Genomic DNA, 14,069 nt, shown 5'->3' with positions numbered 1-14,069 from the left:
AGTTTCCGACTCGATACGCATAACCGCGATAAAAGCTGACAGCGCTTTCATCGGTTGCCATTGGGCGCTTGCAAGCAGGCGGTAAGGAGAACGACATGAACATGGATAGGACCCGCAATATTGCCGCGATGCTACTGCGTGCCGCGAAACGCAAAAGACTCGTGACTTATCAGGAACTGCACGCGCTTTTCGGTCGCGACGAACCGTTGCAAAGCCGCTATCGCGCATTGGAGGACGCGGCGCGCTCACTGAGCGATTGCGCGTCGCTCGACTATGGCTGCCTGATGAGCCTCGACAACGGCCTGCCGGGCGATGACTTCTTTAATCGCTTCAGGCACGGCAGGCCGCGTGAGTATGAAAAGGTGATGGGCTTCGGATCGGCGGGACGCTCGATGACGAAGAAGCGACTGATTGCGGATGCCGAGCGTCTGCGCGTGTTCGAACATGCATCTCAGATCGCGGCAAGTGGGAGGGTGGCGAACACGTTGCGCCCGTACGCCACGTCGAAATGCACGTAGCCCATTCACAGTCGCTCAACGACGACACGCTCGCCGGTTGAGAGAAATGCGAAACGTCTCTAAGCCACAAGGCAATAGCCGACGATAAAAAATCCGCGCGAGCTGCGATAGCGGCACTGGCTTTCGCTACAAAGCTTATTCTCGTGGCGCGCAAAGCAGTATTTAACAGCTGTCTAATTGCGGCATGTGGCGTGCATAAATTAATCTGTACGCACGGCCGCGTCTTAATTCGTGAGGGCTCTGATTGGGCCCGCCATAAAAATTGGAATTGAATTGTTGCGCCAGTTTTGTTGGTCGCTGAATCGGGCTGCACCCGGCGTCAGTTGTGGCAGGCGAAAGAGTCGCGGTTCGGACGATTCGCGATCGTCCACCGGGCATCGGTGTGCATCGCTTGTGGCGGAGGGCCGACACGCGGCACGCGCAACGACGGTGGCCCGTGCGGTGCGCAGTGGAAGCCTTTTCCGAAGAATCTGCAATTTGACATAAGATAAATTATCAACTTTTTGGGTGTTAGTCCAAAGTTCAGATGTCGCGTTTCCGCTAAATTGAAATGTCGTGTTTGCGGGTTCAGGCTGGTGGCCAGCCTTCCTTAAGGAGCGCCGGCCATGAACGCATCTGGGACGATCACCATGTCGATGACCGAGCTGGACCGGCTGAAGGTGGTACAGGCCGTTTGCGAGCGGCGGCTGAAGCCGGGCCAGGCCGCGGACCGGCTCGCGTTGAGCGTGCGTCAGCTTGAGCGCCTGGTGCTGCGCTATCAGGCCGCAGGCGTTGCCGGACTGGTCTCCGGCAAACGCGGTCGGGCGGGCAACCATCAATTGTCCGACGGTGTGGCGCGACGCGCGCTGGCGATCATTCGCGAGCGCTATGCCGATTTTGGACCGACACTGTCGTGCGAGAAGCTTCGGGAATGCCACAGCATCAGTTTGTCAGTCGAGACGGTGCGCGCGCTGATGATGGCCGCCGGTCTGTGGATTCCCCGCAAGGACCGGCCGCCCAGGGTGTACCAGCCGCGCAACCGCCGCGCGTGCCTAGGTGAACTGATCCAGATTGATGGCAGCGATCACCGCTGGTTCGAGGAACGCGCGCCAGCGTGCACGCTGCTGGTCTTTATCGACGATGCGACTGGCCGACTGATGACGCTGCATTTCACGGCGACCGAATCGACGTTCAGCTATTTTGAAGCGCTGGGCAAACACCTGGCAGCACACGGCAAACCGGTCGCGTTCTATAGCGACAAGTTCAGCGTGTTTTCTACGTCAAGGATCGGGCGAGCACGGCTGGCAAAGGCGTCACACAGTTCGGCCGCGCCCTTTACCAGCTCAATATCGAGGCGTTCTGTGCGAACACGAGTCAGGCCAAGGGGCGTGTCGAGCGCGCCAACCTGACGTTGCAGGACCGGCTCGTCAAGGAACTGAGGTTGCGTAACATCAGTACGCGGGAAGCGGCCAATGCGTATGCGCCCTCCTTCATCGCCGATTTCAACCGGCGCTTTGGCAAGCCACCGAAGAGCGACCACAACGCGCACCGGCCGCTGCGTGACGACGAGGACCTGAAGCAGATCCTGGCCTATCGCGTGGCGCGCAAGGTCTCCAATGCGCTGACGGTGCAGTACGACAGGGTGATGTACCTGTTGCAGGACACCGAGGCAAACCGGCGTCTGATGCATGAATACGTCGAGGTCGTTGAATACCGGAACGGAGCCGTCGAGATTCAGGCGGCGGGCCGCGTGTTGCCCTGTCGCGAATACGACCGGATCACGCAGATCGATCAGGGCGCGGAGGTTGAGAACAAGCGGCTGTCCGCGGCATTGGCGGTTGCGAGGCTGGTGCAGGCGCAGCGTGATGACCGGCGCGTTTCCGGCTCGCCTTCACGCACCCATATTGGAGAGGACGTCCGGGCGAAGAAAGCGCTGGTGGGCCTGAAGAAACAGCGGGCGATCACGCTAGCGGACGTCACTCAGGTCGTGCACGAAGTGAGCCGCAAAAAACATGAAGAACGGGGGGGTGGGCGGCTGCGCCGCCCACCCCAAAAACATAAGAAAAGCACCGTAAAACCCGACATTTCAATCTAGTGCAAACCCCGACATTTGAACTTGGCGGGGACATGTGATGTAGCGGCAAAGCTGTAATGCCGTACTTGGGCAAAGCTGAATCGTCGCAATCGCAGCATTTTCCAAATCGGCCCAACGAGATTTACAAAAGCTGTCAGATGAATCCGACTTTGGATTTAATGATCGAGCTCAACCGCCTGAGGATTTTATGTACGCTGGCGCACATTATGCGCGCCTCGTAGGGAATATTTTTCAATACGGTCGTAGAACAAAAAGCGAATGGAAATTTGGGCTATGGACACCCTGACAGACGTGCGTGGGCATACAGAGACTAAGCAGATTCGAAGCGACAAAAGCGTCGCCTTGAGGTCTTTTGATGACGTAATTCCGCAGGAGTCGATCGTCGAAATCAACGAGTTCATCGACCAGCTGTTTGGCACGACGGCACCGCGCTCGCAGTCCGGCGCAAAGATTGCAGAGATGCTGCGTCGCGGTCAGGCCTTTCGCGAACTCGAGCAGTCGATCTGCGCGAATGCGCGCGCGATGGCCGCGAAGTTCGGTCAGACAAACTTACCGACTGAGCCGTTCCACGTACTGCGCTGTGCGAGCAAGACTTCGTTGGCCGAGAGCCACTGCCGCCACTACGACTCGCACCTGCTGACGCTGCTGATTCCGCTTCAGCTCGCACCCGACGGAGTTCACAACGGCGACCTCGTGATGTACCGCAAGCCGCGCCTGTCCGTAACGACGCTGACCAACATGATCTGCAAGATGCGCCATGGCTTCCTGCACGGCCTGCCGCTCAGCTGGCGCAGCTGGCATACCTTGCATGATCTGCGTGTCGGCAACTGCAAGCGCATTCCGGTCAAGCCGGGCAGCGTCTATGAATTCAACGGCTTCGCACTTCAGCATGCGAACTTCGACGTACAGAACGGACAGCGGCGCACGCTCCTCATTCACTACTACGACCCAGGCCACTCGCTCGGACTGAGCGGCGTGCTGCGGCGCGGACGGATCGGCTGAGGTCCGCCCCGCAAGCCTGAAATCGTCCACGTTTGCTTGCCGATTCCGCAATCGCACATCGTAAGTCCTCCTGAATCGAACCAGAGGCCTTGCTTGCGATCGCAATGCACAAATGCACCACGGCCCGCGGCACGCCCGGCGCTGCGCGCGTCAGCCATCACACTGCCCTATCGCGCCGACAAAGCAAGCGGATTTCACTTTGCCTTTAATCCGGCATAGACTGAATTTTCCGTTAGACGCTTTCTTCGCACTTGCCGCGGCCGTTGCCGTGCGCGGCGACGGATGTTTTTGTCGTGCTCCACGAGCCGATGGCAGCCTAACCGGTTCGTGCCTGATCAACACTGAAAAGGGACGACTTATCATGGCCGATACCGGTTACATGGCACGCAAAACCGTTGCTGATATCGTCGCCAGCGCCGACGTCGAAGAAGGCCGTCACCTGTCGAAAACGCTGGGTGCGACGAGTATCACCGCGATGGGCATCGGCGCGATCATCGGCGCAGGCATCTTCGTGCTGACGGGGACCGCCGCCGCGCAGTTCGCGGGGCCGGCCATCACGCTGTCGTTCGTGCTGGGCGGCATCGCGTGCGCGTTCGTCGGCCTGTGCTATTCGGAGCTTGCGGCGATGCTGCCCGTGTGCGGGAGCAGCTACACGTACACGTATGCGACGCTCGGCGAGATCTTCGCGTGGATCATCGGCTGGGACCTGATCCTCGAGTACGCGATGGGCGCCGCGACCGTCGCGGTCGGTTGGTCCGGCTATATCGTGAGCCTGTTGCGCAACGTCGGCATCGACGTTCCACCTACCCTCGCCGCCGCACCCGGCACCATCGTCAAACTGGCCGATGGCTCGACGGTCACCGGCGTGATCAACCTGCCGGCGGTGTTGATCATCGCGATCCTGACCACGTTGCTCGTGTTGGGGACGAAGGAGTCGGCGCGGCTCAACAACGTGATGGTCGCGATCAAGCTGACCGTGGTTGTCGCGTTTATCGCCATCGGCGTGTTTTTCATCAAGCCGGAACACTGGCATCCGTTCATTCCTGCCAATACCGGCCAGTTCGGCAGTTTCGGCATGAGCGGTATTCTGCGCGGCTCGGCCGTGGTGTTCTTCGCGTTCATCGGCTTCGATGCGGTGTCGACCGCCGCGCAGGAAGCGCGACAGCCGCAGCGCGACATGCCGATCGGCATTCTCGGCTCGCTGATCATCTGTACGGTGCTGTACATCCTCGTCGCCGGTGTGCTGACCGGCCTCGTTCCGTACCCCGAGCTGAACGTTCCTGATCCGATCGCCAAGGGCGTCGACGCGATCGGGCTCACGTGGTTCTCGATCCTGATCAAAATCGGCGCGTTGACGGGGCTGACCACCGTGATACTCGTGCTGCTCTATGGACAAAGCCGCATCTTCTTCACGATGTCGCAAGACGGTTTGTTGCCGCACTTTTTCTCGAGGGTCCATCTGCGTCTGCATACACCCTATCTGAGTCAGATCCTGATCGGCACCGTCGTCGCGATCGTGGCGGCGCTGACACCGATCGGCGTGCTCGGCGAGATGGTCAGCATCGGCACCCTGTTCGCGTTCGTCCTGGTGTGCGGCGCGGTGATCTATCTGCGGCGCAGCGACGCGGAGGCGACGCGTCCATTCCGGGCGCCCGCCGTGCCGGTCGTGCCAGTGCTCGGCATCCTGTTCTGCCTGCTGCTGATGGTCGGCTTGCCGCTCGTCACGTGGCTGCGGCTCGTCGTGTGGCTCGTGATCGGCATGACGATTTATCTGTCATACGGCCGCAACCATTCGGTGTTGCGGCATCCGGAGCGCAAGCGTACGTGAATGTGTGGCGACTCGGAATATTTTTTCAGGCGCCTCGATTTCGATGAAAATTGCATGCCTTTGAATTGCGGCAATTGCTGGATGACAATTGACATGTAATTGACAATTACCATTCAACACCTCGTCTGCGAGCGGGAATCACCCGCTCGTGCCCACCGCATGCGCCGCCTGGTCCTTGCGAGTCCATTCCACTCGCGACCACCAAGAATAAATTGACAAGCTACCCAGACACGGTAGGATCAACAGAAATCTTTTCCCCGCATTAACGCACCCACACACGTTCTGAATAGTTAATTCGACCGCAAACCGTTAAAACCGTCACCGATCTCACGCGCAAAAAAGACTGCCTTGATCAAAGGAGTTTCTCTTGCTTTGCTCCGCACTCCGCCTGCGTAGTCGTGCCGTATCGCTTCTGATCACCGGTTTGCCGCTCCTGCTTGCCGCCTGCAACGACCGGTCGCAGACGCCCACCGCAGCGTCGATGCCGCCGGTTCCCGTGCTGGTCGAAACGGTTTCCACCACCCCTGTCGCCGATGTCGTCGAGTTGCCTGGCCGCATCGAGGCCGTGCGCACCGCCGAGATCCGCGCGCGCGTCGACGGCATCGTCCAGCGCACGCTCTATCAGGAAGGCACGGACCTGCCGGCCAACGCCCCACTCTTCCAGATCGACGCGAGCGACTATCGCGCGCAGTTGCAGCAGGCGCAGGCCGCGCTCACGCGCGCGACCGCCGTGCGCGACAACGCGGCGTCGGTGGTGGACCGGTTCAAGCCGCTCGTCGGCCGTCATGCGGTCAGCGCGCAGGAATACGACGCCGCGCTCGCGACCATGCAGCAGGCGCAGGCCAATGTCTCCGATGCGCAAGCTGCGGTCTCGCTTGCGCAATTGCGGCTCGATCGCTGCATCGTACGCACGCCGATCGCCGGACGCGCGGGCCGCGCGCTCGTCACCGAAGGCGCGCTCGTCAGCGCGGGCGCCGCCACGCTGCTCACGCAGGTCAATCAACTGACGCCGATCAACGCGGTGTTCACGCAGTCGAATACCGCGATGCTCGACGTCCAGCAACAGATCCAGTCGGGCGCGCGCAAGCCGACCAGGATGAAGCACGTCGAGGTGCAACTGATCCTTGCCAACGGCCAGGTCTACAACGAGCGCGGTTTTCTGGACTTCGCCGATCTCGTCGTCGATCCGTCGACCGGTACGCAGACGGTGCGCGCGCAGTTCGCGAATCCGGACCGCACGCTGTTGCCGGGGCAGTTCGTGCGCGGGCGCATCATCGCGGCGGGCAATGTGCGGGGCATCCGTATTCCCGAGCGCGCGGTGCAGATCGACAACGGCATTGCAAGCGTTGCGTTGGTCGCCGCCGACGGCACCGTGGTCCGCCGCAATATCGCTCTCGGCGAGCAGGGCGAAGGACGCTGGACCGTGCGCGACGGTCTGAAGCCCGGCGAGCGCCTGATCGTCGATGGCTGGCAGAAGGTGCAGCCCGGTCAACGGGTCGACGCGCGGCCCGCCCCCGATGCGTCGCCAGCGGCGCATTCGGCCGCGTCCCCCGCTCCCGCTTCGACCGCGCACTGACGGGCTCGCCGATGAATCGATTCTTCGTCGCCCGGCCGGTCTTCGCGTGGGTCATCGCCCTTTTCATCGTGCTGTTCGGCTCGATCGCGCTCGCGCTGCTACCGGTCGAGCAGTACCCCGACGTCGCTCCGCCGTCGCTCACCATCAGCGCGGTCTACAGCGGCGCGGACGCGAGCACGCTCGAGCGTACCGTCACGTCGATCGTCGAAGACGAGATGAACGGCATCGAGAATTTCCTGTACATGTCGTCGGTGAGCCGCTCGAACGGCACGATGCAGATCACCGTGGTGCTAAAGCCCGGCACCAATCTCGACATCGCGCGCACTCAGGTGCAGGACCGTCTGAGCCGCGTCGAACCGCGCCTGCCGCTCGAAGTCCGTCAGATCGGCTTGAGCGTGACGAAGGCGTCGTCGGGCTTTCTGATGCTGCTTGCCCTGCAGGCGACCGACGGCACCACCGACGCCGTCGCGATGGGCAACTTCGCGTCGAACAACATCATCAACGAGTTGCGCCGTATCGACGGCGTCGGCGACGTGCAGCTGTTCGGCTCGTCGTACGCGATGCGGATCTGGCTCGATCCGCGCAAGCTCGCGGGCTTTGGGCTGTCGGCCAGCGAGGTGTTGCAGGCGATCCAGGAGCAGAACAGCCAGACCGCGGGCGGCAGCCTCGGCGATCAGCCGATCGCGCCGGGCTCCGAGTTCACCGCGCAGATCGTCACGCAAAGCCGCTTCACGACGCCCGAGCAGTTCCGCGAAATCATCGTGCACGCGAATCCGGATGGCTCGACCGTGCGGGTGGGCGACGTCGCGCGCGTCGAGCTCGGCAACGACAGCTACGGCAACCGCCTGACCGTCAACGGCAAGGCGTCGGCCGGGATCGCGATCCAGCTCGCGAGCGGCGCGAACGCGCTCGCAGTCGCCAACGCGGTGCGCCAGCGCATGGCCGAATTGCAGCCGATCTTCCCGCGCGGCGTCGCGTGGACCGTGCCGTTCGACACCACGCCGTTCATCACGACCTCGGTGCAGGGCGTGATCCGCACGATGGTCGAGGCGCTGTTGCTCGTGACGGTCGTGGTGTTCCTGTTCCTGCAGGACTGGCGCGCGACCGTGATCCCGACGATCGTGGTGCCGATCGCGTTGATCGGCACGTGCGCGGGGCTCTACCTGTTCGGGCTGTCGATCAACATTCTGTCGCTGTTCGGCATGGTGGTCGCGATCGGTATCCTCAACGACGACGCGATCGTCGTCGTCGAAAACGTCGCGCGCATCATGCGCGAGGAAGGGCTCGGCGCGCCGCGCGCAACGGTGAAGGCGATCGGGCAGATATCGGGCGCGGCGATCGCGAGTACGCTGGTGCTCGTCGCGGTGTTCATTCCGATGGCGTTTTTTCCGGGCTCGACGGGCGGCATCTACCGGCAGTTTTCGGTCACGCTCGCGGTGTCGATCCTGCTGTCGACGATGTTGGCGCTGACACTCGGCGCGGCGTTGTGCGCGGCGCTGTTGCGCAGCGAGGCGGCCGCCAAGGAGCGGCCGAAGAACGCGGCGTCGCGTCTGCTGCATCGCGTGTTCGACGGCTTCAATCGTGGGCTCGACGCGGGCACCACACGCTATATCGTGGGCGTCGATGCGATGCTGCGCTCGCCGCTGCGCTGGCTGCTGGTGTTCGTCGCGGCCTGCGCGATCACCGTGTTTTTCTTCACGCGGCTGCCGACCGGCTTTCTGCCGACCGAGGACCAGGGGCATATCTTCATTACGTATACCGGCCCGCCGGGTTCGACCGACCAGCGCACGCAGCACGCGATCGACCAGGTCGAGGCGTTTCTGCGAACCCAGCCGCAAGTGCGCAACGTCGCGTCCGTGACGGGCTTCAGCTTCTTTGGCCAGGGGCAATCGGCGGCTCTGTCGTTCGTCGATCTGAAGCCGTGGGACGAGCGCTCGGGCGAGGCCAATTCGGCGAGCGCGCTGGTGCGTCGCGCGAATGCGGCGTTTCGGCAGATTCCCGAGGCGATCATTTTTGCGCTCGACCCGCCGCCGATTCCGTCGCTCGGCAACGCGACTGGCTTCACGATGAAGATCCAGGATCGCAGCGGCATCGGCGGCGAAGCGCTGCAACAGGCCGCGCGGCGGATGATGATCGAGGCGTCGCAAAGCCCCCTTCTCACGGGCGTGCGCGCCGAGGGCATGCCGGAAGCGCCGCAACTGTATGTCGAGATCGACCGCGTGAAGGCGCGCGCATTAGGCCTGCAAATCGGTCAGGTCAACCAGGCGCTTGCGCTGACGTTCGGCTCGAACTACGTGAACGACTTCGTGTTCGAGGGCAACGTGCTGCGCGTGCTGTTGCAGGCGGACGCCGAGCAACGCATGCGTGCCGAGGACGTGACTTCGCTGCGCTTGCGCAATAACCGCGGCGAGATGGTGCCGTTCTCGGCGTTCACGCGCGTGCGCTGGATTTCCGGACCGCAGCAGCTCGAACGCTATAACGGCTTTCCGTCCGCGACGCTGTCGGGTCAGGCCGCGCCCGGCCGCTCGAGCGGCGCGGCGATCGCCGAGATGGAGCGCATCGCGTCGCACGTGTTGACCGGCAACCTGACTTACGAATGGACCGGCACCGCGCTCGAGGAAAAACAGGCGAGCGGCCAGATCGGCATGCTGCTCGGGCTGTCGCTCGTGGTCGTGTTCCTGTTGCTCGCGGCGCTGTACGAGAGCTGGGCGATTCCGGTCGCGGTGTTGCTGATCATCCCGTTCGGCGTGATCGGCGCGGTACTGTTGACGATGCTGCGTGGACTGTCCGCGGACGTGTATTTCAACATCGGCCTCGTGACGATCATCGGCCTTGCCGCGAAGAACGCCATTCTGATCGTCGAATTTGCGATCAAGGAGGAATCCGAAGGAAGGGACGCGCTAGCCGCCGCCAAAAGCGGCGCACAGCAGCGTCTGCGCCCGATTCTGATGACGAGCGTCACGTTCGTGTTGGGCATGCTGCCGCTCGTGCTCGCGACCGGCGCGGGCGCGGCGAGCCGCCGCGCGGTCGGCACCGGCGTGATGGGCAGCATGCTGACCGCGACGATGTTCGGCGTCTTCTTTACGCCGCTGTTCTATGTCGCCGCGCGACGCTGGCTGAGCCGCAAGAAACGCAGCACCGATCTCGACGATGACGATCTGCCGACAGCCATGCCGCGCGATTCGGGTGGAGGGCAGCGCGATGCGTAAATGCCTTCATGTGCGCCTGGTGCTGCCCCTCTTCTGCTGCTCGCTCGCCGCCTGCAACTTTGCGCCGAACTATCAGCAGCCCCAATTGCCGATCGCCGATCGTTTCGAGACGACGGAGACCGCCAATCCGGCCGCCGCGCATCTGGCAAGCGAAGTCGACTGGCAGACCTTCTTCGCCGATCCGCAACTGAAGCTGCTGATCGAGGCGGCGCTCGAGCACAACCGCGATCTCGCCGCGTCGATCGCGCGCATCGAGCAGGCGCGCGCGTTTTATCGCATCCAGAACGCCGCGCGTTTGCCGCAGGTCAATGCGAACGCGGGTGCGACCCGCACCAGGGCGCCACTCGGTTCGATCGATCCCGAGTTCGACAACACGGACATCTCGGTCCAGTTCAATCAGTACAACGTGCAGGCCGCGGTGACGTCGTTCGAACTCGACTTCTGGGGGCGCGTGCGCAACACCAGCGAAGCCGCTCGGCGTCGATATCTGGCCACCGTCGACGCGCAGCACGCGTTCCGTTTGTCGCTGATCGGCAATGTCGCGTCGAACTACTACGCGATCCGCTCGGGTGAGGAAGGCATCGAGCTTGCACAACACACGCTCGACAGTCGGCGCTACGCGCTGGAAGTCGCGAAGATGCGGCTCGACGCGGGCGTCACGTCGATGGTCGATTACGACCAGGCCGCCATTCTGGTCACGCAGGCGCAAACGCAGCTGGCCGAGCTGCAACGGACCACCGCGCAGCAGCGCCATCTGCTCGAGGTACTGATCGGCGGGCCGCTCAGCGGGTCGCTACCGCCGGCGCCGCCGATCGCCGACGCCGCGCAGTTCCGCGAGCTCGATGCGGGCCTGCCCTCCGCACTGCTGATCGACCGGCCGGACATCCAGCAGGCCGAGCAGCAACTGCGCGCAGCCAATGCCGACATCGGCGCCGCTCGCGCGGACTTTTTTCCACGCATCGCGCTGACGGGTAGCTTCGGATATGTGTCGCCCGAACTCGGCGATCTGTTCGTGCCGGCCAAGCAGGCGTGGTCGTTCGGCGCGCTGGTCGGCATGCCGATCTTCGATGCGGGACAGCGCCAGGCGCAACTATCGCAGGCGCGCGCGCGACGCGACGAACTGGTCGCCGATTATCAGCGCACGGTGCAGAACGCGTTTCGTGAAGTGTCCGACGCATTGGTCGCGCGACAACGCTACAAGGAACAGATCGCGGCGCAGGAACAGGCGGTGCAGGCGCAGCGGCAACTCGCCGAAACGGCGGAGCTGCGCTACGAAAACGGGATCTCGATCTATCTCGAGGTGGTGGATGCGCGACGCAATCAGTTTGCCGCCGAGCAGCAGCTGATCCAGCTTCGGGCAACGGCCTTGCAGAACGGGGTGTCGCTTTACGTCGCATTGGGGGGCGGGCCCGACGAGCCGCGGAACGTCTCGCAAAGCACGTCTCACGCTGAGGGGGGCCACCCGTCCAACTGAGGCACGCGCGCCACAGCAGCGCGTCGTGCCCGCCGCCGGCATTGCACTGGCGGGTTCTACTCATCAGCCAAGCGTTACGTCGACCGATGCTTGTTCACCATCGCGCACCACGGTGACAGACACGCTGTCGTCCGCCTGAGCGATCATGCGGCGCAGTTGCTCGACGCCGTGAATCACCTTGCCGTCGACGGCAACGATGATGTCGCCCGCCTGAATGCCGGCTTCGGCGGCCGGACCGGTGGACTGCTGCACCACCACGCCGCCCGGCAGTTGCGCTTGCTGCTGTTCGTCCTGGGTCAGCGCACGCACGGCGACGCCGAGACGCGGACGGTTTTGCTGCTGCGGTTGTTCCTGCTGCTCTTCGCGTGGCGCGGCCGACGCCATGTCCGACGCTCGCTGCGCGCCCACCGTCACCGCCAGCTTGCTTTCGCCGCCGTTGCGCCACACGCTGATCGTCGCTTTGCTGCCCGGCGACAGTTGCGCGACCTGACCGATCAATTCGGTCGTGTTACCAATATGCTTGCCGTTCACGCCGACGATCACGTCGCCCTGGCGCAGACCGGCTGCGTGCGCGGGACCATTCGGATCAACCGAGCCGACCAGTGCGCCGCCCGTCGCGTCGAGGCCGAGCGCCTTGGCCTTGTCGGCGCTGAGCGGCTGCACGCCCACGCCGATGCGGCCGCGGCTCACGTGACCGGTACTCACGAGCTGGTCCTTCACGTGCATCGCCGCGTCGATCGGGATGGCGAACGACAGTCCCTGGAAGCCGCCGGTGCGCGAGTAGATCATCGAGTTGATGCCGATCACTTCGCCGTTCAGGTTGAACAGCGGACCGCCCGAGTTGCCCGGGTTGACCGGCACGTCGGTCTGGATGAACGGGATCGGGCTATCGTCGGAGAACGAGCGCGATTTCGCGCTGATGATGCCCGAGGTCACCGTGCTGTCGAAGCCGTAGGGCGAGCCGATCGCCACGACCCATTCGCCGACCTTACTGCTGTCCGGGTTGCCGATCTTCACGGTCGGCAGATTGGTCGCGTCGATCTTGACGACGGCGACGTCGGTGGCCTTGTCCTTGCCGATCACGCGCGCGTGGAATTCGCGGCCGTCGGTGAGCTTCACGGTCACGCTGGTCGCGCCGTCGACGACGTGATTGTTGGTCAGGATGTACCCGTCCTGGCTGATGATGAAGCCCGAGCCGAGCGCTTCGCCGCCGCTCTTGCGTTGACCGTTCTCGTCGACCGACGCGGCTTCTTTCACGCCGATATGCACGACCGCCGGGCCATAGCGCGTCACGATGCTGGAGAAGTCCGGTGCCGACGAGCGCGAGCCGACGACATCCGCCGCCGCGTGCAGCGACGACGTCGGGCCCTGCGCGTCGTTCACCGACGCATCGGCATTTCGATGGCTGAGCGCATACGCGCCGCCGATTGCGAGGACGACGCAGATCGCAGCGCTACCGCGCCAATAGTTTTTGGTGGTCATAGTCAGGGAGTCTTGCGGAGGGTTACGTGGTGGATGCGTAATGTAGTGGCCTCCACTTAAAGCAGACTTAAAGATGGTGTTCGATCAGAATGCGCGCGCAGGCCTTGCTTTAGGCGCTTTTTGCGTGTCGTGCGGGTTTTATGAGATAGCAACACGTGCATCTTTCGCGCGATTCGAGAACGAGTGCGGCGTCGCTTTATCGTGCCTGACCAGTAATTTCCCCAGGATTGACCCCGCCCAAAGCGGTTCCGATAATAACCATATTGTGGACTTTTTATCCACAATATGGACATTGCTTTTTTCCGCACACTGCGCGAGGAATTTCCCATGCCAGAGGCCAATCAATCCGACCTGACGCCGTACCAGCTACCGTTCCCGAAGGAAGCGCAAAAGGAAATCGTCGTGCCCTTCGCGATTCCGACCGACGAACGCGTGTGGGTCCCGCAGGCAGAAAACGTGTCGTTCCGCCCACTGTGCCTGAATGCGTCGCAGGGATACTGGATGAATCTGCTGCGCGTACGCCGCTCGGGTGTGTTGAGCCGGCACCGTCATCCGCAGGCCGTGCACGGCATGGTGCTCAAGGGCCGCTGGCGTTATCTCGAGCATGATTGGGTCGCGACCGAAGGCAGCTACGTGTACGAACCGCCGGGCGAAACGCATACGTTATATGTGCCCGAGGACGTCGAGGAAATGATCACGTACTTCCAGGTCAACGGCGTGATGTTCTATTGCGATCCGTACGGGAACTACACCGGTTACGAAGACGTATTCACGAAGATCGACATGTGCCGCAAGCACTACGCGGCGGTGGGCCTCGGCGAAGACTACGTCGACCAGTTCGTCCGGTAAAACGCCGCGCAAGCCCCCAACGGAACCAACAGCCAGGACACCGCAATACCGACAGGC

At 62.9% G+C, this 14,069-nt stretch carries 8 protein-coding genes and 1 pseudogene; 8 read left to right on the top strand and 1 reads right to left on the bottom strand.

Features of this window, described 5'->3' with window-relative positions:
• Window positions 1-95 precede the first annotated feature (95 nt).
• The 7 genes and pseudogenes from F6X39_RS11630 to F6X39_RS11600 all read left to right on the top strand — a co-directional run bounded on the left by F6X39_RS11630 (window position 96) and on the right by F6X39_RS11600 (window position 11,681).
• Entirely contained in the window at window positions 96-518 is a 423-nt protein-coding gene (locus F6X39_RS11630; protein WP_187616737.1) for a hypothetical protein, read from the top strand.
• Between the two features lie 629 nt (window positions 519-1,147).
• Window positions 1,148-2,592 (top strand): annotated as a pseudogene (locus F6X39_RS11625) (ISNCY family transposase).
• A gap of 273 nt (window positions 2,593-2,865) precedes the next feature.
• Window positions 2,866-3,594 carry a hypothetical protein gene (locus F6X39_RS11620; protein WP_187616736.1) on the top strand — a complete coding sequence of 243 codons (729 nt, stop codon included), beginning with the start codon at window positions 2,866-2,868 and terminating at the stop codon, window positions 3,592-3,594.
• 361 nt (window positions 3,595-3,955) lie between these two features.
• Window positions 3,956-5,422, top strand: a complete 1,467-nt coding sequence (locus tag F6X39_RS11615) for an amino acid permease (RefSeq protein ID WP_187616735.1) — start codon at window positions 3,956-3,958, stop codon at window positions 5,420-5,422.
• A 481-nt stretch (window positions 5,423-5,903) separates the two neighbouring features.
• Window positions 5,904-6,998 (top strand): efflux RND transporter periplasmic adaptor subunit, encoded by a 1,095-nt coding sequence (locus tag F6X39_RS11610; protein WP_262413916.1) that lies wholly within the window; start codon window positions 5,904-5,906, stop codon window positions 6,996-6,998.
• Window positions 6,999-7,009: 11 nt separating this feature from the next.
• Complete coding sequence (locus F6X39_RS11605; protein ID WP_187616733.1) at window positions 7,010-10,207, top strand: multidrug efflux RND transporter permease subunit; 3,198 nt, start codon at window positions 7,010-7,012, stop codon at window positions 10,205-10,207.
• Window positions 10,200-11,681, top strand: coding sequence for an efflux transporter outer membrane subunit (locus tag F6X39_RS11600; RefSeq protein WP_187616732.1), 1,482 nt, complete (start codon window positions 10,200-10,202; stop codon window positions 11,679-11,681). Before F6X39_RS11605 ends, F6X39_RS11600 begins: the two co-directional genes overlap by 8 nt.
• 63 nt (window positions 11,682-11,744) lie before the next feature.
• Here the strand turns inward: F6X39_RS11600 and F6X39_RS11595 are convergent, their stop codons facing one another.
• Window positions 11,745-13,163, bottom strand: coding sequence for a trypsin-like peptidase domain-containing protein (locus F6X39_RS11595; RefSeq protein WP_187616731.1), 1,419 nt, complete (start codon window positions 13,161-13,163; stop codon window positions 11,745-11,747).
• A 327-nt stretch (window positions 13,164-13,490) separates the two neighbouring features.
• Between F6X39_RS11595 and F6X39_RS11590 the strand changes: the two genes are divergently transcribed.
• The gene (locus tag F6X39_RS11590) at window positions 13,491-14,012 is read left to right on the top strand and encodes a 2,4'-dihydroxyacetophenone dioxygenase family protein (RefSeq protein WP_187616730.1); all 522 of its coding nucleotides are present in this window, start codon (window positions 13,491-13,493) and stop codon (window positions 14,010-14,012) included.
• The last annotated feature ends 57 nt before the right edge of the window (window positions 14,013-14,069 follow it).

Source organism: Paraburkholderia sp. UCT2, from assembly GCF_014397665.1.
Lineage (GTDB): Bacteria > Pseudomonadota > Gammaproteobacteria > Burkholderiales > Burkholderiaceae > Paraburkholderia > Paraburkholderia tuberum.
This window is presented reverse-complemented; position numbering and strand designations above follow the sequence as displayed.